Raw genomic sequence first — 18865 nt, 5'->3', positions numbered from 1 at the left:
CCATGCGCGACACGCACAGCAACAGCCTGGGATGGCTGCTCGACCAAGAGCTCGGCTGCGTCGAGGGCGTCGAGTACGCGGTGCTGATGAGCGGCGACGGCCTGCTGCAGGCCCGCACGACCACCATCGGTCAGGAGGACGCGGAGAAACTCGCCGCCGTGACCGCGTCGCTGCGCGCCGCCGGCAAGGCGTGGGACGAGCACGTCGGCGGCAAGGGAATGTGTCAGCTGCTCATCGAGTCGCAGGGCCGCATCGGGCTCACGACCGCGGCGGCGCACAACACCATGCTGTCGGTGGTCACCACCGGCCCCGAGGCCGATGTGGGTCTGATCAGCCATCACATGGTGCGGCTGGCCGCACGGCTCGGTCACGAGATGGGCGTCTCGGACCGCCACCCCGCCCCGGAAGGCGGCATTGCGACATGACGGGTCCGCGGCACGACCCGGACCTGATCAGGCCCTACGTCCGTACCGGCGGACGGATACGCCCCAGCCGGGACGTACGCCTGGAGACGGTCGTCATCGCCGCCTCCGGGCCCACCGAAACGCTGGGACCGGACGCCCGCAGGGTGATGCGCCTGTTCGCCGGCGGGCGGGGCGGTCTGGCCGTGGCGGACATCGCCGCGGCGCTGGAGCTGCCGCCCTCCACCGTCCGGATCCTCGTCTCGTCGTTGATGGACAGCGGCCTTCTGGCCAGCCCTGCCCCGGTCGAGGGCCGGCCCGGACCCGACCTGCTGGAGGAGGTGCTCCGTGGACTCCGCGAACTGGTCTGACCGGCCCGCCGTTCACTATCTGGCCCCTGCCGTGACCCGGTCGGCGAAGATCGTCGTCGCCGGGGCGTTCGGGGTCGGCAAGACCACCTTTGTCGGCAGTGTCTCCGAGGTGACACCGCTGCGCATGGAAGAGCCGATCACCGAGGCGAGTGTCGGCGTGGACGATCTGCGCGGCACACCGCACAAGACGACCACCACGGTCGCCATGGACTTCGGCCGCATCCATCTGCTCGACGACCGGCTGGTCCTGTATATGTTCGGCACTCCGGGCCAGACCCGTTTCCGCCCCCTGTGGGAAGGTCTGACCGAAGGGGCGCTGGGCGCCCTGGTGCTGGCCGACACCCGGGACCTCGAGGGCTCCCACGAGGTGCTGAGCCTGCTGGAGGAACAGCAGACCCCGTACGCCGTCGCCATCAACGTCTTCGCCGACGCGCCCCGTTACCCCCTGCACGAGGTCCGCCAGGCACTCGCGCTGGACCCCGACACACCGCTGACCGAGTGCGACGCCCGTGACCGCCGGTCCTGCGTGTACGCGCTCATCACCCTCATCGAGTTCCTGACCGCCCGTCACCTTCCCGCCCCCCTTGTGGAGCCTCGCCCATGACCCCCCTCGACCCCGGTGCGGCGACCCCGCCGGCGCCGGTCGCCCTCTACGACGCCGAGTTCGCCGCCGACCCCCACACCGCCTACGAGCGCATGCGCCGCGTCTTCGGGCCGCTGGTCCCCGTGGAGCTGGCTCCCGGCATCCCCGCCACCCTGGTCATCGGCTTCCACCAGGCCCGGCGCATCCTCAACGACCCGCTGCACTTCCCCGCCGACCCGCGGATCTGGCAGCAGGACGTCCCCGAGAACTGCCCGGTGCGGCCGATGATGGAGTGGCGCCCCAACGCGCTGCGCTCGTCCGGCACCGAGCACGCCCGCTACCGGGCCGCGAACACCGCGAGCCTGCAGGCGGTCGACCAGCACGAGCTGCGGGCCCTGGTGGAGAAGGTCGCCTCCGGAGCCATCGACGGCTTCCGCGCCCGCGGCCACGCCGACCTGCTCACCCAGTACGCGTGGCCCATCGCCTTCCACGTGCTGAGCGCGCTGCTGGGCTGCCCCGACGAGATCGGCCGGCGCATCGCCGAGGGCATGGCCAAGATCTTCGAGGCGGAGGCCGAGACCGCCGCGCAGGGCAACGAGATGCTCGGCCAGGCGATCGCGGAACTCGTCGCCCTGCGGCGACGGTACCCCGGCGACGACGTCACCTCCCGGCTGCTGGCCCACACCGCCCGCCTCGACGACGTGGAGATGTTGCATCAGCTCGTCACGCTGTACGGCGCGGGCATCGAGCCGCTGACCAACCTGATCAGCAACACCGTGCTCAAGATCCTCACCGACGAGCACTTCTCCGCCGGCCTGCACGCCGGCCAGCCCGTGCGCGACGCCCTCGACACGGTCCTGTACACCGACCCGCCGATGGCCAACTACTGCATCAGCTACCCGCCGTACCCCATCGACGTCGAGGGGGTGCTGCTGCCCGCCCATCAGCCCGTCGTCATCTCCATGGCCGCCTGCAACAACGACCCGGCCGTCACCGGCGGGGTCACCGAGGGCCAGCTCGCCGGCAACCGCGCGCACCTGTCCTGGAGCATCGGCGCGCACACCTGCCCCGCCCGCACCCACGCCTACCTCATCGCCGAGACGGCCGTCACCTGGCTGCTGGACGCGCTCCCCGAGCTGGACCTCGCCTGCCCCGTGTCCGAACTGGCGTGGCGGCCAGGGCCGTTCCACCGCGCCCTGGAAGCCCTGCCCGTCCGTTTCCCCGCTGTCGTCTGAAGGAGACCAGCATGTCCCAGCACACTCCGCTCGTGCTCGACCCCACCGGCGCCGCCCGGCACCAGGAGCACCGGGACCTGCGCGCCGAGGGCCCGGCCACCCGGGTGGACATCCTCGGCGTACAGGCCTGGGCGGTCACCGACCCCGTCCTCCTCAAGCAGCTGCTGACCAGCCCCTCCGTCTCCAAGGACGCACGCGCGCACTGGCCCGGCCTCGAACAGGCGGTGACCACGTGGCCGCTCGCCCTGTGGGTCGCGGTGAAGAACATGTTCACCGCCTACGGCGCCGACCACCGCAGGCTGCGGCGGATGGTCGCCCCCGCCTTCAGCGCACGACGCATCGCCGAACTGCGCCCGGCCGTCGAGACCATGGTCACCGAGCTGATCGACGACCTGGCCGCGCTGCCCGCCGGAGAGGTCGTGGACCTGCGCGAGCGCCTGGCCTACCCCCTGCCGATCTCCGTGATCGGCCACCTGATGGGAGTACCGGAGGACCAGCGGGCCGACTTCCGGCAGCTCGTGGACGCCGTCTTCGACACCACGCTCACGCAGGAGCAGTCCCAGGCCAACACCGCGCGGCTCTACGCCCTCCTCGACGACCTGATCACCACCAAGAGCAGGACCCCCGGCGACGACATGACGTCGCTGCTCATCGCGGCCCGTGACGAGGAGTCGGACGGCACCGGCTTCACCGGCGAAGAACTCCGCGACACGCTGCTCCTGATGATCAGCGCCGGGTACGAGACCACCGTCAACGTCATCGACCAGGCGATCGTCGCCATGCTCACCCTCCCCGACCAGCTCGAACTGGTCCGCACCGGCAAGGCCGGCTGGGGCGACGTCGTGGAGGAGACCCTGCGGCACGAACCCGCCGTGAAGCATCTGCCCCTGCGCTACGCCGTCACCGACATCGAGCTGCCCGACGGACGGACCATCGCGCGGGGCGAGGCGATCCTCGCGTCCTACGCCGCCGCCAACCGCCACCCGGACTGGCACGGCGACACCGCCGACACCTTCGACGTCACCCGTACCGTCAAGGAACACCTGGCCTTCGGCCACGGGGTGCACTTCTGCCTCGGCGCTCCGCTGGCCCGTCTCGAGGTCACCGAAGCCCTCAGCCGGCTCTTCGCCCGCTTCCCCGACATGACACTCGCGGTCCCCGCCGGCGAACTGCGGCCCGTGGCCTCCCTGATCAGCAACGGCCACCAGCAACTCCCGGTACGCCTGCGCCCGTGAGCCCGGGCATCGTCCGCACCGGGCGACGACTTCGGCCCCCGCGCGCTTGAACGTGCCGTGCGCTGGGCACGGACCTCCTACCGGCGACCACCGCCGGGTGGTGTCGGCAGGAGGGGGTCGCCATGGACCGTCGCATCCGGGTACGCGTCAGCCGGCGCCCCGCCGCCCCGCGTGAGGGGGAGATCGACCGCAGGACGCCGTCGGGGCGCATCCTGCCGTACTGACCGCCGGGTCAGCCGGCGTCCTGGAGCCCTGGTGCACCGATCCCCGGTGCACCGCGCCGGGCGTCGACCGCCGCCCGCAGGGCGGTGCGCAGGTCCTCCGGGAGGGCCGGGCCGCCGGGGTTCGCGCTCGCCGTGATCGCCGCCGCCACCCGGCGCAGCTTGGTGTTGGAGCGCTGGGACGTCTCGCGCAGGATGTCCCAGGCGGCGTCCGGGGTGCAGCGGTGCGCGGCCATCAGGACGCCGCGCGCCTGGTCGATCACCGGCCGGGAGTCGATCGCGTGCCGCAGCTGTGCGATCTCCAGGCGCAGGGAGTCCAGCTGCTCGGCGCGTTCCCGGGCCACCGCCGAGGCGGTACGGTCCCGGAGGCCGGCGGGGGGCGTGGTGCGCAGCGGGTCGGTGGTGTCCAGCCCCATCAGCTCCAGGACCCTGCGCGGCTGGCCGCGCCAGCCCGTGGCCGAGACCGCGACACCGTGCCGGCGGCCGTACTCCCGCAGCACGTCCAGGAACGCCGGGCCGGTCGAGTCCATGAAGGACACCTCCGTCAGGTCCAGCTCGATCCCGGCGACGTCCGTCGGCAGTCCGGCCAGGACCCCGGCGAGGGTGTCCGTGCAGCCCTGGACCAGCTCGCCACGCGCCCGCAGGACGATCCGGTCGCCCTGCCCATGGCCGTCGACGACCAGGGTGTCCGGCCGCCCGCTGTGCGGTGGGTGTGCCGCAGAACGCATGTCGCCGCCCCGTTCTCCGCTCTCTTCGGTCCGCTCGGTGCCACGCCGCTCACCTGCCCTGTGCGCCTTCGCCTACACCCGCCGTTCGCAGGATCCGGTCCCTGACGGGTGAGCCGGGCGGCATACTGGGCACTTCTCTTCGTGTGCGAGTGGGAGAAGGTGTGAGCGGATCCGAGGTGGTGCGGCCCCGGCGGCCGATCGGTGCCGTGCCGGCGCCCTGGCTCGATGTGTACCCGCTCACCGGGCGGACCGGGTTCCGCGCGGTGGGCGAGGTGAGCCTGCCCACGCACGGCATCTGGGAGCGCGCGCTGGAGGATGCCGTGCGTCATGACGGGGCCGTGTACCACGTGGAGCTCTCCGCGCTGTCCTTCGTCGACGTCGCCGGCGCCGAGGCGCTCGCGGACGCCGCCCGGCGGTTCGGTGAGCGGCGATTGGTGCTGGACCGCCCGCCGGCCGCGCTGCCCCGCGTCCTGGACCTGTTGTGGCCCGGGCTTCCGGCGATCGAGGTGGCGGCGTCATGACCACAGTGCCGACGACGCGATCCGTCGACCCCGTCGAGCCCTTCGTGCACCCCGCGCTGTTCTACGGCGACCCGGAGGAGTACCTGGCCGGCACCGTCCCCTTCGTCCGTGACGCGCTGGCGGCGGGCGAACCGGTCGCGGTCGCCGTACCCGGCGACAACCTGCGGCTGATCCAGGACGCGCTGGGCGCCGACGGCGACGCCGTACGGTTCCTGGACATGCGGGAGGCCGGCCGCAACCCCGGCCGGATCATCCCCGGTGTGCTGCGCGCCTTCGCCGACGCCCAGCCCTCCGGCCGGCGCGTGCACATCATCGGCGAGCCGGTCTGGGCGGGCCGCAGCCCGGCCGAGTACCCGGCCTGCGCCCAGCACGAGGCGCTGATCAACGCCGCGTTCCAGGGCCGCGAGGTCACCATCCTGTGCCCGTACGACACCGCCCGGCTGGACGAGCGCGCGCTCGCCGACGCGCACGCCACCCATCCGGTCGTGATCCGCGCCGGCGCGCAGGGCACCAGCGAGGCCTACGACCCCGAGGACGTGGTCGCCCGCTACAACGAGCCGCTGCCGCCCGCCCCCGCCGACGGTACGGGCGTGTTCACCACCGCCTTCGACGAGGACTCCCTCTCCGCCGTACGGCATCTCGCCACCGAGCACGGCGCCCGGCTGGGCCTGACCGGGCTGGGACTGGAGAACCTGGCGCTGATCACCGCCGAGCTGACCACCAACAGCGTCGTCCACGGCGGCGGCACCGGCGGGCTCACGGTGTGGGCCGAGGGCGGGTACGTGCTGTGCGAGGTCCGCGACAAGGGGCGGCTGGCCGATCCGCTGGCCGGCCGGCGTCCGGCCTCCCGGGATCAGCGCGGTGGGCGTGGGTTGTTGCTGGTCAATCTGGTGGCGGATCTGGTGCGGGTGCACACGGGGGCTGCCGGGACCGCCGTCCGGTGCTACGTGGGGCGCTGATCTACCCGCGGTCCCTTACGGGGCGCCGCCACCGCCGGCAGGGCCTGTACGGTGCTCTCGGCCGGCCCTGGGGACTTGTGCGGTGCTGTTGGTCGTGCGCAGCCGTGACTGAGCGCCATGCCGCTGCGGGTCGCTCAGGCGGCCAGCGGGTTCAGGACCAGCGGCTCGATCCGGCCTTCCAGCATGGCGCCGATGCCCTGGGCCGCGCAGATGTCGGGGCGTTCGGCGATGTACACCGGCATCCCGGTGGCCTGCCGCAGCATCTGGTCGAAGCCGGGGAGCAGCGCCGAGCCGCCCACCATCGTGATCCCGCGGTCGGCGAGGTCGGCGACCAGGTCGGGCGGGCAGTCGCGCAGCACCTTGCCGATGCCGTCGAGGACGGCGGTCAGCGGGGTCTGGATCGCGTCCCGCACGGCGGCGGTGTCGATGCGCACACTGCGCGCGAGCCCGGTGACCACGTCCCGGCCGTGGATCTCCGTGCAGGACGGGCCCTGCGAGGTCAGTCCGTTGCCGGACAGGGCCAGTTGCAGCGGACGTACGGACTGGCTGGGCAGTATCAGCTCGTGCGCGTGCCGCAGATGCTGCACGATCGCCTGGTCCACCGCCTCGCCGCCCACCGGGACCCGCTCGGCGGTCACGACGGACCCGAGCGAGAGCACCGCGACCTGCGTGGCCGCCGCCCCGCACATCATGATCATGGTGGCCTCGGGGCGTTCGACGGGCAGCCCGCAGCCGACCGCGGCGGCGATCAGCGTGTCCACCAGCTCGACCCGGCGCGCACCCAGCCCGACCAGCGTCTCGATGGTCGCCCGCTGGGCCAGCGGATCCGCGCCGTGCGGCGTGCACGCGGCGGCCCGCAGCCGCAGATTGCGCCGCAGGGCGCGGCGCGTCTTGTCGCCGAGCAGCTGCCGCAGCATGCGCTGGGCCATCTCGATGTCGACCACCGTGCCACCGGAGATGGGCCGTACGACCCGGATGTAGCCCGGTGTCCGGCCCGTCATCCGCTCCGCGAAGTCGCCGACCCCGATGAGTGACCCGCTCCGGGTGTTCACGGCGGCGACCGAGGGCTGGTCGATCACGAGACCGGCGCCCTTCACGTACACCCGGGTGCGGGCCGCGCCCAGGTCGACGGCGAAGTGGCAGCGCCGCAACTGCTCCAGACGGACGGTCACAGCAGATCCTCCCGGGGTGCGCGGGCCTCTTCCCTCTGTCTGCATCCTGCGCGGCATCCGGGGGCGGGCGCCTTCTGGAGAGGGCCGGGCGGGGTGCCGCTGAATGGGGGGTTTCCGCGGGTGCGCCGGTGTGTCGCCTGGTCAGGTGCGGGTTCGTGTCAGGTTCAGCTCGCCGCGGACGGTGCAGCCGGGCACGGCGTCCGGGCCGAGTTCGAGGGAGAGCCGTGACCGCACGGGCGCGGTACGCGGGTAGCTGCTCGCCAGGTGGTGCCGCACCGCCTCCCTGATCAGCTCAAGGTGGTTCCGGGATGCGTGGGCCACGGCCTGGAGCGGGTCGCTGACCTGCCAGAACGCGGTGCCGGTGGCCCGGAGGGACGACTCCGTCTCGTCCAGCTCCAGGCGGCGCTCGGTGAGGTCGACCTCGAAGTACTGCACGGTCCGCGGGCCCGGGGCGAGGCTGAGTTCGCCCGTGCCGGACGAGTAGACGACCGTCCTCGTCTCGCCCGCCCCCTCGGGGACGATGTCGTCGAGGGGCAGCGGGTGAGGACCGTCGACGGGGGGCAGCGGGTGCGTGCCGTCGAAGAGCGCGCGCGGCAGCCGGCACAGCCGGTACCAGCCCGCGTCGGTCCCCCGGCGCAGGGGCTCCAGCCAGGGAGCCGGGTCCTCGTCCTCGTCCAGCTCCTCCCGGAGCGTCTGCGGTACGGCCACGATGCCCCGCCGGTCCTCGGCGGCGTCCAGCACCCGGCTGACGGCCTCCGGGTCCGGTACCTCCGCGCCGCCGGGAAACCCGCACGTGAAGGTCACCCGCCAGCGCAGGCCGCCCAGCCGCACCACTTCCTCCTCGAAGTGCCTCAACGTGGCGCGCAGCAGGGGCAGGCCCGCTACGTCCGGATGCGTCTCCACGTACCACCCGTCGGGTTCCCGGGTCGGGCCGAACCAGTAGCCCGACCCGCTCGCCGCCATCAGCCGGGTGACCGCCCGGCCCAGCGCGGCCACGTCGTCCGGATGCCGGGGGCCGTCGGCGAACTCGTAGACGGCGACCGTGTCGTAGGCGGGCAGGTGCCGGTCGTCGTCGGGGCCGTCGAAGACGTCCTCGTAGGGGATGTCCGGACGGTGGCCGTCGTCCTCCTCGTCCTCGTCCGGCCGCTCGACGGCGAACAGGGACTCGTCCTGCGGCAGCGGGTCCTCCTCAGCCGTCTCCTGGTCCTGCATCTCGAAGATCGACGGCAGCGACTCCTCGGTGGGGAAGCTGCCCTCCGGCAGGGCGTCGGGCTCCGGGACCGGGTTCTGCGAGAGCGGGGCGGGGTCGTAGCGGTCGAGGGCGGAGCCGGTGTCCTCCGAGGGTGCGTCGTACTCCCCGCGCAGTTCATGCCCCAGCGCGAGCAGCTCCGGGTTCCGGCCGCCGGCGAGTTCGTACTCCTCGTACACCTCGAGCGCTTCCTCGGTACGGCCCGTGCGGCGCAGGGTGATCAGCAGCAGGAGGCGGAAGTCCTCCCGGGAGGGGTACTGCCGGACCAGCTCGGTGAGCTGTGCACCGGCCCGGTGGTACTCGCCGAGATCCAGGTGCAGTTCGGCGATCTTGCGATGCAGCATGAGGCGGAGCTCGAGGAGCCGACCGCGCGCCTTGCGGGCCGCGGGGCCGGGTACACCGGCGAGCGGGCCCTCCCCGCGCCACAGGACGAGGGCCGTGTCGAGGAGCGCGGCTGCCTCCCGGTGCTCGCCCGTCCTGGCCCGCTCCGTGGCCGTCCGCTCGAAGTGCTCGTGGCGGGCCAGGTCCACGAAGTCGGCGCTGGTATGCAGGGCATACCCGGTAGGGAGCACTGCCAGCACGCCGGGGCCCAGCCGGGCGCGCAGCCGGGCCGCGATCCGGTCCATGGCAGCCGCGGCGTCCTCCGGCTCCTCGTGCCGGGCCCACAGACCGGCCCGCAGGTCGGCGCGGGTCACCTCGCGGCCGTCCCGCAGCACCAGCATGGCGAGCACCGCGGCCTCCTCAGGAGACAGGTCCACGCTGCGGCTGCCCACCCGCACGGTCACCGGGCCCAGGACGCGGTAGGAACGCCGCTCCTCGTACGCCTCCTGGGCGCGCAGCAGCAGCTCCCCGTCCATGAGCAGGTCCCTGCCCCGCAGCTGGTCCTGGGGCGATCCGGAGATCAGCAGGCCGAGGGCGCGTGCGTACGGCTCGCGCAGGCTCTCCGGAAGGTGCCGGAGCCGGTCCGGTGGGAAGGGCGGCGCCGACCGCGCGGTCCCCGAGGCCAGACGCTGCATCAGCCTGCCCAGCTTGGCCAGGTCCTGCGCCCGCCCCTCGGCCCCGGAGGTCCGGCCCGGCGCGAAGCCGCTGAGCCTGACCGTGCCGTCGGGCCTGAGCATCACCCGGGACAGGCCGAGGTCGCCGTGTGTGACGCCCGCCTCGTGGACCGCTTCGAGCGCCTGGGCCACCTGCGTCCCGACCGACACCAGCAGGGGAGCCGGGATGCGGTGACCGCCGGGAGAGGCCAGGGCGTTGAGGTTGACGCCCGGCACATACTCCATGACGACGTACGGTCGGCCGTTCTCCACGCCGAAGTCGCTGACGTGCGCGATGTTCCGGTGCGCGAGCGCCCGCAGACGCTCCGCGTCCCGCAGGAACGCCTCACGCCGGGCGCCGTCGGGAAACGGCCGGTACAACCGCACCGCCACCTGGCGGCCCGTCGCCGCGTCATCGGCCAGCCACACGGCCCGCCCGGAGGGGGTGAACCGCCGCACCAGCGTATAGCGGCCGACCCGGTCACGCGGTGCCACAGGGTCCGTCCCGCCGCCCGTCAACTGCCGGACACCCTCCGGCCGCACGGTCGCGAACGCCTCCCCGTCCGCCGCCGCCCCCGTCCTCCCGGCCGCGGGCGTCACCGCGCGGAACTCGCCGGGTGCCACCCCGGCCCGTTCCTCGATCAACCCGCCGATCCGGGCCAGCAGTTCGGTCGTGGCGCCGCGTGCGGAGCGGGGCAGGCCGCGCAGCAGCAGCTCGCGTACCCCGGGGCGGAACGCGTACGACCCCGGCGGTCCCGGGACCGTCGTCAGGACGCCGCTGAGGATCACCTCGGCCAGATGCTGCGGGCGTGGATCCGGCTCGACCGCCCGCTGCACCAGCCGCATCACGGGCAGGTCGGGGCGGCCCAGCGCGAGATGGCCGGCCAGCCGGAACGCCTCCGGGGACGCCGTCGCCCTGAAGCGCAGCACCAGTTCCTCAGGGGACAGAGAGGCGAGGTCGGTGCGGTCCCCGGCGTCCTCGGGCCCGAGCGGCGAGCCCAGCGGGGCGGCCGTGCCCGGGAACGCGGATCCGCCCGTGGACGCCACCAGCCCCGCCCAGTGCGCGAGCCACCGCGGGCCGGCCTCCAGCACGGGCAGCGCCACCGCCCCCTGCGGCGCCTTCGTCCCCCACTCCGTGTGCTCCTCGTACGGTGTGAACGTCAGGGCCGCCGTCGGCGCGGCCGGGAACGGAGCCGAGAACACCCCCGGTGCGGCGGGCAGCGCCGTGCCGCGCCACAGGTGTTCGGGCAGTGGCTGGACCACCGCCAGCGGCATCCGCCGGGCCCAGCGGCGCAGGGTGGCGTACCAGCGGCTGCCCGCCTCGCCCTGCCACCACTGCGGACCCATGCAGTCGCTGATCAGCAGCGTGACCGTACGGCCGTCGCCGGGATCGTACGAGCCGTCGCCGCGGACCGTGCCGTCGGGGTCGGCGCGGTGCACGGTCAGGGTGCGGAACACGCCCGACTGGGCCAGCGCCTGCTGCAGTTCGCGGATCAGGGGGCGCCAGACGGGCATCGTGGGGCCGGCGTCGTACACCAGGTTCAGCCGCAGCCAGCGCTCCCGGGCCGGGCGCAGCACCGGCAGCCACCACTGCGGTGCCGCGCCCAGCCGGGCGATGCGGTCGGCGGTGGCCTGTTCGTCGAGGCGGTGGCCGACCGGGGCGTCCGTGCGGCGCTTGAGCGGGCGCAGGGCACGCTGGAGGCCCAGGGGGTGGCGCAGCATCGGCGGCGCGGGGGCGTGCAGAGCGGCGTACGGTCCCGCCGCGGGGGTGGGCGAGGGCAGGTGGAGCGGGGCGCGCGGGAGAGTCCGGGCGGGGGAGCCGAGGCCTTCGCTGTGGTCCGGGGCGGGAGCCGGGCCGGCGGGTTCCCGGACAGGCTTCCGCGGCGTGGGCTCCGGCTCCGCCGCCCGCGCCGGACACCCGGCCTGCTCGCCCCCGCCGTCCGCCGGTCCCAGCTGCCGGGCCAGCCACAGCAGTTCGGCCAGCTCCCGCGGGGTCGGACGGGCGCCGTCCGTCGCCAGGGCCAGGACGTCGGCGAGGCGCGCGTAGGGGGCGCGGTCCGCCGCGGGGTGGTCAGAAGGCATCTGCCTGCGGGGCCTCGCCGAGGTACGGCATGAGCTGTTCGGCCAGTTCGTCCAGGGACTCGGCGCTCAGGTCGGCGGAGCGGGCCAGGTAGATGGCGTTGAGAAGCTGGTCGGTGGCCAGGTCGCCGTGGCCGGACCGGGACAGGAAACGGGTGATCAGCGACTCGGCGTAGGCGTCCGGTTCGCCCAGGTGGGCGCGGACGATCCCGGCGAGATGACGGTCGTCGGGCTGCCGCAGCCGGAGGGTCACGCAGCGGCGCAGGAACGCGGGCGGGAACTCGCGTTCGCCGTTGCTGGTCAGCACCACGAAGGGGAAGGCACGGCAGCGGACCCGGCCGTGCGTCACCGGCACACGGTCGTGGGTGCCGTCGACCATCACCTCGGCGACGGGGGTGTGCCGGGCGGCGCGGACCAGCTCGGGAATCTCGTACTGGCCCTCCTCCAGGACGTTGAGCAGGTCGTTCGGCAGGTCCAGGTCGCTCTTGTCGATCTCGTCGATCAGCAGGGCGCGGGGGCGGACGTACGGCAGCAGCGCGGTGCCCAGGGGGCCGAGGCGCAGATGGTCCTCCAGGCCGGACTCGGGGGCGGGTCCGTCCGGTTCCCCGGTGGCCGCGGACTGGCGGGCCGCGTAGAGGCGGGAGAGGGGGTCGTACTGGTAGAGGCCGTCGTGGAGGGTGCTGCGACTGGTGATGTTCCAGCGCAGCACCGGGCCCAGTCCCAGCTCCCGGGCCACCGCGTAGGCGAGCGACGACTTGCCGGTGCCCGGCGGGCCCGTCACCAGCAGCGGGCGGCGCAGGTAGAGCGCCGCGTTGACCAGTTGGACCGTGCGGTCGGTCGCCTGGTAGGTGGCGGCGCGGTGGGTGCGGTCGGGGGAGGTGGCCGAGGCGTCGTCGGTGTCGGCGGGGGTCGGGAGCACCGGGCCGCCGTCGAAGTCCCGCCAGGGCGGCGGTGGGGGCAGCAGGGCGATGCCGTCGTGCGGCTCCTTCGTGCCGGTGTAGACGGGCCACAGGGGCATGGGGTCCTTCTTCTCCATCGGGTGCGGTGCTCGGTCCAGGCGACGTTCAGCGATGTTCAGGCGATTTTCAGGCGACGGGGGAGTGCAGGCCGGCGGCCGGCTCGGGGAAGCAGTGGGGGTCGTCCCACAGCAGCTGTATGTCCTTCGCCCAGTGCCGGTCGGGGGTGTCGTCGGCCTCCGCCTCCTCCCGCAGAGACCGGACCCGGCGCGGGAGTTCGGCGGCCGGGACGCCGTCCACGGCCGGGCCCAGGGCGTCCAGGAAGGCCGCCCCCGCACAGGCGGCGGGGCCGTGGCCGAAGTCGGCGCAGCCGGTGCGCGGCCACAGCAGCACCGGCACCGGGACGTTCAGGCCGGCCTCGAAGTGGCCGGGCACGGCGGCGGGCGGGGCGGCGTAACCCACCAGGTCGGCGTCCTCGTCCCGGAGGCGTTTGCGCAGGCTGGGCGGGCGCTCCGGGCTCGCGCAGTCGACCCGGTGCAGTGCCGCGGCCGGCGGCCCGGACTCCAGCCTCCGCCACTTCTTGGCGAGGTGGTGGCGCAGCCGGCCGCTGCGGTGCCGGGAGGCGTCGGTGACGACGAGCGGATGGGCGCAGCCGAGCGGGGTGGAGTCCTCCGGGCCGCACTCCCAGTGCGCGACCGGCTCGTTGAGCCACTCGCGGGGCAGGACGAACGCGAGCAGCGCCTCGGCGCCCTCCGCCAGGTGGACGAAGGCGCGGTCGACGCGCTGCTGCACATAGGCCCGTACCTCACCGCGGGGCAGCCGGCCGGTGTCCACCGGGCGCCGCTGCCCGTCACGGTAGGCCGACACCCGCACGGTGACCTGGTCCTGGCCCTCGCCGCTGCGCTCCAGCTCCACGACGATGGGCGACCAGGCGGAGGCCCGGGGCGCGGGCGGACCCGCGAGCAGCTCGGCCAGCCGGTGGGCGAGGCGGGGCACCGCCTCGGGGTCCTCGACCTGCCACTGCACATAGGCCGCGGCCGCCCGCAGCGAGCCGAACCCGCCCGGGGGCAGGTCCGGGCCGAAGGGGCCCACGGCATGCCCGTACAGCCGGTCCGGATCGCAGTCCAGGCCGATGGCCTCCGCCCGCCGCACCAGCGCGTGCAGCCGCCGGGTCGCGTCCGGGGAGCCGGCGCCGGGGCCGGGGACCAGAGCGCCCAGGCCGTACCAGTAGCGGGCCATGACCTCCGTGGGCAGCATCCGCCCGACCCGGACGTCCGGCTCCCCCGCGACCTGCGCCACCATGCCGACCACCCGGTCGTCCGGCAGGGTCACCGCCGCCCCGCTGAACCCGCCCGCCAGCGGCTGCCCGTGCGCCGAGGTGGCCTCCAGCTGCACCCACTGGTCGGCGATCAGCGTCCGGGACACGGCGCGGTACCGGGCGAGGACGCCCTCGTCGTAGCCGTCGGGGAAGCCGTACGCGAGCAGGGACGGGCTGCCCTGCTCCGCGCCGGGCGGCGCGAACCGCGCGGGCGCCACGGGGACGTCGCGGTCCAGTTCCAGTACGGCGAGGTCGCCGGGGTCGGTGGCACCGCCCGCCCAGCCGCCGGGCACGGTCACGGTCGCGGGCAGCCCGGCAAGGCCCGGCCGGTTGGGGAAGCTCACCGTCACCGGCGCCGGATCGCCCTGGACGACGTGGGCGCAGGTCAGCACCGTCCGGGGGCTGACGAGGAAGCCCGCCCCGGCCACCGCGCCCCCGCACTCGATCCGGGCCTGCCAGGCGGCACCCCTCATGACCGGGGCGTGGGCTCCGCCGCCCCCGACGCCCACTTCAGTCTGACCACCAGCTGGCCTTCCGCGGTGCCCTTGGCGATCACCGCGCCGGCCTCCGCGCTCAGCTTCACGCCGAACTCCAGTTCCACGGCGTCGGGGCGCAGCGTGCCGTCCCGGAAGACCCGCAGGGCGGAGTGGGCCGCCGCCCGCACACTGTCCAGAGCCCCCTCGAAGGTGCGGGTGGCCTGCGCCGCCGGGGCCTCGCCACGGGAGACGAGTTTGGTCCCGGTCACGGCGTCCGCGGTCTCCACGACGACCACGGCGCCGTCCTCCGTGGTGAACTCCGCCAGCTTGTTCATGAAGTCGACTGCCCCCGTGCGGTTGATCCCGGATCAACTCCATTGTGACCCACGGGAGGTGAGCTGTCCCGGCTCTTTCACGCCTGGCCGAACGGTGCCGCAGCCGGGCGGCGTTCAGACGATGCCCCGGATCACCCCGAGCTCCACCAGGTCCTGCGGCCGGATCCGTAGCTGGTCGGCGGTTGCCCTCACCTCCTGCCCCGGGCGTTTGAGGATGGCCGCCGCCAGTTCCGGGGCGATCACCGAGAAGTAGCTGTCCGGGGTGGCCCAGGTGTTGGCCGGTGCGGCGAGTGCCAGTGCTCCGCCGGAGCCGCCCTCGCCGATGACGAGCGTGGTGACCGGGACCCGCGCGGCGGCCACCGCCCCGAACACCTCCGCGATCGCCGCGCCGGCCCCCTGCCGCTCCGCCTCCGCGTCGTTCGCGGCGCCGGGGGTGTCCACCAGCGTCAGCACCGGGATGCCGAGGCGGTCCGCCAGCCGGATCAGGCGGGCCGCGGTCCGGAAGCCGGCGGGACGGGTCGCCGCTCCGGTCTGTGCGGCGTAGGCGACGGTACGGCCCTCCCGCTCGCCGAACCCGCACAGGACGCCCTCGGGATCCGTACCGCCGCAGCGGTCACCGCTGAGGGCACGGCGGCGGGTGAAGTAGGCGTTCAGGTACGCGTGTGCGCGGGGGCGTTCGGGTGCGCGTGCGCGCTGGACGGCCTCCCAGCCGGTGGCAGGGAGGCCGGCGCCGCCCAGCGCCGGCGGTGGGGGAGGCACATCGGCGGACGGGGAGGTGAGCAGGCGCAGCCACGCCCCCAGCGCCTCCTTCAGCTCGGCCGGAGCCACCACCGCGTCCGCCGAGCCCGCCGCCACCTGGGACTCCGCCGTGTACGCGGACGGGTCGGCGTCGGGTGGGCGGACACGGGAGCCGACGAAGCCGACCTGGGCGCCGGGCAGGGCCAGGACGACGTCCGCGCCCGCGCCGAGCGTGGCCCAGCCGCCGCCGGTCGTCGGGTCCCGCAGCACCGCGATCTGCGGCAGTCCCGCCTCGCGGGTGAGCGCCGACTGCCGGGCCACGCGCTGCAGTTGGCTCAGCGCGAGCATGCCCTCCTGCATCCGGCTGCCGCCGGTCGCGATCAACGGCACGACCGGCAGCCGGTGTGCGCGGGCGTGGATGTACGCCGCCTCCAGGCGGTCCCCGGTGCGTTCACCCAGGGAGCCGCCCAGGAAGCCGAACTCGAAGGCGATCAGCACGGCCGGGGTGCCCTCGACGCGCGCGGTGCCGCAGACGACCGACTCCTCCTCGCCGGTGCGGGCGGCGGCGCGGGCGCGTGAGGCGTCGTAACCCTGCCAGCCGAGGGGGCCGTCGGGCGCGCTTTCCCTGGGCGGGGAAGGGAGTTCGGCGAAGGTGCCGGGGTCCGCGACCCGGGTCAGTATGTCCCGGGCCGAGCGTCGCTCAGGCATCGGTCAGCGCCCGCTTCATGATCTTGCCCATGTCGTTGCGGGGCAGCGCGTCCAGGTAGCGGACCACGCGGGGGCGCTTGTGCGGGGCGAGGCGACGGGCCACGTGGTCCGCCAACTCCTCGGCGCCGGGCGGTGACTGGGGGTCCGCCGGGACGATCCAGGCCACGATCCGCTCGCCCAGGTCCGCGTCCGGCTCGCCGGTGACCGCCGCCTCCCGCACCCCGGGGTGCTCCAGCAGCGCGTTCTCGATCTCACCGGCCCCGATCTTGTACCCGCCGCTCTTGATCAGGTCCGTGGCCTTGCGCCCGACGATCCGCACATAGCCGTCGGGCTCGCGGACGGCCATGTCACCCGTGCGGAAGAACCCGTCGGCGGTGAACGCGGCGGCCGTGGCGTCGGGCCGGTTCAGATACGCGGTGAACAGGTTCGGCCCGCGCACCTGGATCTCGCCGACGCTCTCCCCGTCGTACGCGGTGACCGGCGTCCCGTCCTCCTCCACGAGCCGCAGCTCCACGCCGGGCAGCGGTACGCCCACGGTCCCCGCACGCGGCTCCCCGTCGGCCCGCACGCTGGTGTTCATGAGCGTCTCCGTCATGCCGTACCGCTCGATCACCCGGCGCCCGGTCGCCGCCGCGATCCGCTCGTGGTCGTGCACGGGCAGCGCGGCCGAGCCGGAGACCAGCAGGCGGGCCCGGCCCAGCGCCTCGGCCAGCTCCGGGTCCCCCGGCAGGGCCTCGGCGATGCGGTGGTACATCGTCGGCACCCCGAACAGCATGGTCGCGCCGGCGTTCAGCTCCCGTGCCACGCCCTCGGGGCTGAAGCGGCCCAGGTGCCGCACGCCGCCGCCGCGCCGCAGCGGGCCCAGGACGCCCAGCACCAGCCCGTGCACATGGAACAGCGGCAACCCGTGCACCAGTACGTCGTCGCCGGTCCACTGCCAGGCGTCGGCCAGTGCGTCCAGGGTGGTGGCGAGGGCCCGGCGGGGCAGGACGGCGCCCTTGGGCGGGCCGGTGGTGCCGGAGGTGTAGACGATCAGCGCCGGGTCCTCGGCGGAGGCCGTGTCGTCGGGAACGGCGCCGGGGCCGGCCGACGCGTCCACCTCGACGCGCTCCAACTCGCCCAGAGCCGCGGGGAGTTCGGTGCCCGGTGCGGCCAGTACCAGTGCCGGTGCGCTGTCGGAGACGATGTGCGCGAGTTCCTTCTCGCCCGACCTGGGGTTCAGCGGCACCGCGGCGGCCCCGGCGAGCAGGACGCCCGTCACGGCGACGGCGGTCTCCAGCTCCGGGGTGGCCCACACGGCGACCCGGCCGGCGCCCCGCAGCCGGGCGGCGAGCGCCCCGGCGGCCCCGGCCAGCCCGCCGTACGTCAACGACCGTTCGCCGAACCGCAGGGCGATCCTCTCCCGGACTTCGTCCGGGGGGACCCCCATCTCGCTGCGCTCGCCCGGACCGTCCGTCAGGGCGGGGAAGAGAGAGGACACGCGGCGCACTCCTAACTCTGGGACTGCCGTTTGACCGTCGGCACCCTTCCTACACCAGCAGGCTCCTCCCGACGACCGCGCTCAAGCACGCCGCGAGCCGCAGCCGATGGCCGTGCTCCCTTCATACCGGGCGGCGACGGTTGTTAGCCTCGCCGTGATCGCACCGTCGTACGACAGGGAGTCCGCCGTGCCCCGCATCGCCCTCGCCACCTACGACCCCGGTGCCGAGCCCGGCAGGGACACCGACCTGCCGGAGCTGGTGCGGGCGCTGGGCGAGGCCGGCGCCGAGGCCGAGGCCCGGTACTGGGACGACCCGGACGCGGACTGGGGCCGCTACGACCTCGTCGTCATCCGCTCCACCTGGGACTACAGCTGGCGGGCCGCGGAGTTCGGGGCCTGGGTGGAGCGGGTCGGCGCGCTCACCCGGCTCGCCAATCCGGCGCCCGTGGTGCGCTGGAACACCGACAAGCGCTACCTCGGCGAGCTGGCGGCGGCCGGCGTGCCCACCGTCCCCACGCGCTACATCGCACCGGGTGAGCCGGCCGGCCTGCCCGACGGCCACGAGTTCGTGATCAAGCCGACCTCGGGCGCGGGCGCCCGGTTCGCCGCCCGCTACACCCCCGACGGGCACGAGCAGGCGGTACGGCAGCTCGCCCGGATGCACGCCGAGGGCTTCACCGCGATGGTGCAGCCGTATGTGCGGGGCATCGACGTCAGCGGGGAGCGGGCGCTGCAGTTCTTCGGCGGGCGGCTGCTGCACGCCAGCCGCAAGGGCGCCGTCCTCGCGCCCGGCACGCCGTACGACGCGGAGAAGGTGGCCCACCCGGATCTGGAACGGTGGCAGCCCACGTCCGCCGAACTGGCCGTGGCTCACAAGGCGTTGGCTGCGGTGCCCGGCGGGGACGGGCTGCTGTACGGGCGCGTCGATCTCGTGGACGGGGAGGACGGGGAGCCTCGGCTGATGGAGCTGGAGCTGGTGGAGCCGAATCTGTTCCTGTGGCTGCACCCCGGGTCGCTGGAGCGGGTGACGGAGGCGGTCCTCACGGCGGCGGGGGAGTAGCCCGGC

16 protein-coding genes are annotated in these 18865 nt (G+C 74.4%); 8 read left to right on the top strand and 8 right to left on the bottom strand.

All coding sequences use genetic code 11. The features are described from left to right. Positions 1 to 2 precede the first annotated feature (2 nt). The 5 genes from ABZ624_RS30825 to ABZ624_RS30805 are packed head-to-tail and all read left to right on the top strand — an operon-like array spanning position 3 to position 3825. Positions 3 to 425: a roadblock/LC7 domain-containing protein gene (locus ABZ624_RS30825; protein ID WP_360096161.1), complete on the top strand. Its 423-nt coding sequence runs from the start codon at positions 3 to 5 to the stop codon at positions 423 to 425. Continuing rightward, positions 422 to 772, top strand: coding sequence for a DUF742 domain-containing protein (locus ABZ624_RS30820; protein WP_360096158.1), 351 nt, complete (start codon positions 422 to 424; stop codon positions 770 to 772). Before ABZ624_RS30825 ends, ABZ624_RS30820 begins: the two co-directional genes overlap by 4 nt. Continuing rightward, on the top strand, positions 750 to 1376 hold the full coding sequence (locus ABZ624_RS30815; protein ID WP_360096155.1) for an ATP/GTP-binding protein: 627 nt from the start codon (positions 750 to 752) through the stop codon (positions 1374 to 1376). Before ABZ624_RS30820 ends, ABZ624_RS30815 begins: the two co-directional genes overlap by 23 nt. After that, the gene (locus ABZ624_RS30810; RefSeq protein ID WP_360096152.1) at positions 1373 to 2590 is read left to right on the top strand and encodes a cytochrome P450; all 1218 of its coding nucleotides are present in this window, start codon (positions 1373 to 1375) and stop codon (positions 2588 to 2590) included. The genes ABZ624_RS30815 and ABZ624_RS30810 overlap by 4 nt, the downstream gene beginning before the upstream one ends. 11 nt (positions 2591 to 2601) lie before the next feature. After that, the gene (locus ABZ624_RS30805) at positions 2602 to 3825 is read left to right on the top strand and encodes a cytochrome P450 (RefSeq protein WP_360096149.1); all 1224 of its coding nucleotides are present in this window, start codon (positions 2602 to 2604) and stop codon (positions 3823 to 3825) included. A gap of 232 nt (positions 3826 to 4057) precedes the next feature. Here ABZ624_RS30805 and ABZ624_RS30800 read toward each other — a convergent pair whose 3' ends face one another. Continuing rightward, positions 4058 to 4774 (bottom strand): ANTAR domain-containing protein, encoded by a 717-nt coding sequence (locus tag ABZ624_RS30800; RefSeq protein WP_360096146.1) that lies wholly within the window; start codon positions 4772 to 4774, stop codon positions 4058 to 4060. A 161-nt stretch (positions 4775 to 4935) separates the two neighbouring features. Here ABZ624_RS30800 and ABZ624_RS30795 point away from each other — a divergent pair, with 161 nt between their 5' ends. Further along, the gene (locus ABZ624_RS30795; protein WP_360096143.1) at positions 4936 to 5295 is read left to right on the top strand and encodes an STAS domain-containing protein; all 360 of its coding nucleotides are present in this window, start codon (positions 4936 to 4938) and stop codon (positions 5293 to 5295) included. Continuing rightward, positions 5292 to 6254 carry an anti-sigma factor RsbA family regulatory protein gene (locus ABZ624_RS30790; protein WP_360096140.1) on the top strand — a complete coding sequence of 321 codons (963 nt, stop codon included), beginning with the start codon at positions 5292 to 5294 and terminating at the stop codon, positions 6252 to 6254. Before ABZ624_RS30795 ends, ABZ624_RS30790 begins: the two co-directional genes overlap by 4 nt. Before the next feature lie 134 nt (positions 6255 to 6388). On the opposite strand, the gene ABZ624_RS30785 is transcribed toward ABZ624_RS30790, so the two are convergent. The 7 genes from ABZ624_RS30785 to ABZ624_RS30755 form a co-directional block, all read right to left on the bottom strand. Next, entirely contained in the window at positions 6389 to 7426 is a 1038-nt protein-coding gene (locus ABZ624_RS30785) for a rod shape-determining protein (RefSeq protein ID WP_360096137.1), read from the bottom strand. Between the two features lie 141 nt (positions 7427 to 7567). After that, entirely contained in the window at positions 7568 to 11791 is a 4224-nt protein-coding gene (locus tag ABZ624_RS30780) for an SAV_2336 N-terminal domain-related protein (RefSeq protein ID WP_360096134.1), read from the bottom strand. Further along, positions 11781 to 12806 carry a MoxR family ATPase gene (locus ABZ624_RS30775; protein ID WP_360096131.1) on the bottom strand — a complete coding sequence of 342 codons (1026 nt, stop codon included), beginning with the start codon at positions 12804 to 12806 and terminating at the stop codon, positions 11781 to 11783. The genes ABZ624_RS30780 and ABZ624_RS30775 overlap by 11 nt, the downstream gene beginning before the upstream one ends. A 67-nt stretch (positions 12807 to 12873) precedes the next feature. Then, positions 12874 to 14535 (bottom strand): trypsin-like peptidase domain-containing protein, encoded by a 1662-nt coding sequence (locus ABZ624_RS30770; protein WP_360096128.1) that lies wholly within the window; start codon positions 14533 to 14535, stop codon positions 12874 to 12876. Beyond that, complete coding sequence (locus tag ABZ624_RS30765; RefSeq protein ID WP_360096125.1) at positions 14532 to 14873, bottom strand: CU044_2847 family protein; 342 nt, start codon at positions 14871 to 14873, stop codon at positions 14532 to 14534. Before ABZ624_RS30765 ends, ABZ624_RS30770 begins: the two co-directional genes overlap by 4 nt. A gap of 114 nt (positions 14874 to 14987) precedes the next feature. After that, the gene (locus tag ABZ624_RS30760) at positions 14988 to 16319 is read right to left on the bottom strand and encodes a carboxyl transferase domain-containing protein (protein ID WP_360096122.1); all 1332 of its coding nucleotides are present in this window, start codon (positions 16317 to 16319) and stop codon (positions 14988 to 14990) included. Further along, the gene (locus ABZ624_RS30755; RefSeq protein WP_360096119.1) at positions 16312 to 17799 is read right to left on the bottom strand and encodes an acyl-CoA synthetase; all 1488 of its coding nucleotides are present in this window, start codon (positions 17797 to 17799) and stop codon (positions 16312 to 16314) included. Before ABZ624_RS30755 ends, ABZ624_RS30760 begins: the two co-directional genes overlap by 8 nt. A gap of 187 nt (positions 17800 to 17986) precedes the next feature. Between ABZ624_RS30755 and ABZ624_RS30750 the strand changes: the two genes are divergently transcribed. Further along, positions 17987 to 18859, top strand: coding sequence for a hypothetical protein (locus ABZ624_RS30750; protein ID WP_360096341.1), 873 nt, complete (start codon positions 17987 to 17989; stop codon positions 18857 to 18859). Positions 18860 to 18865: the final 6 nt, after the last annotated feature.

Origin of the sequence: Streptomyces sp. NPDC007205 (genome assembly GCF_040634095.1) — a bacterium.
In the GTDB taxonomy this organism is placed as follows: Bacteria; Actinomycetota; Actinomycetes; order Streptomycetales; family Streptomycetaceae; genus Streptomyces.
This window is presented reverse-complemented; position numbering and strand designations above follow the sequence as displayed.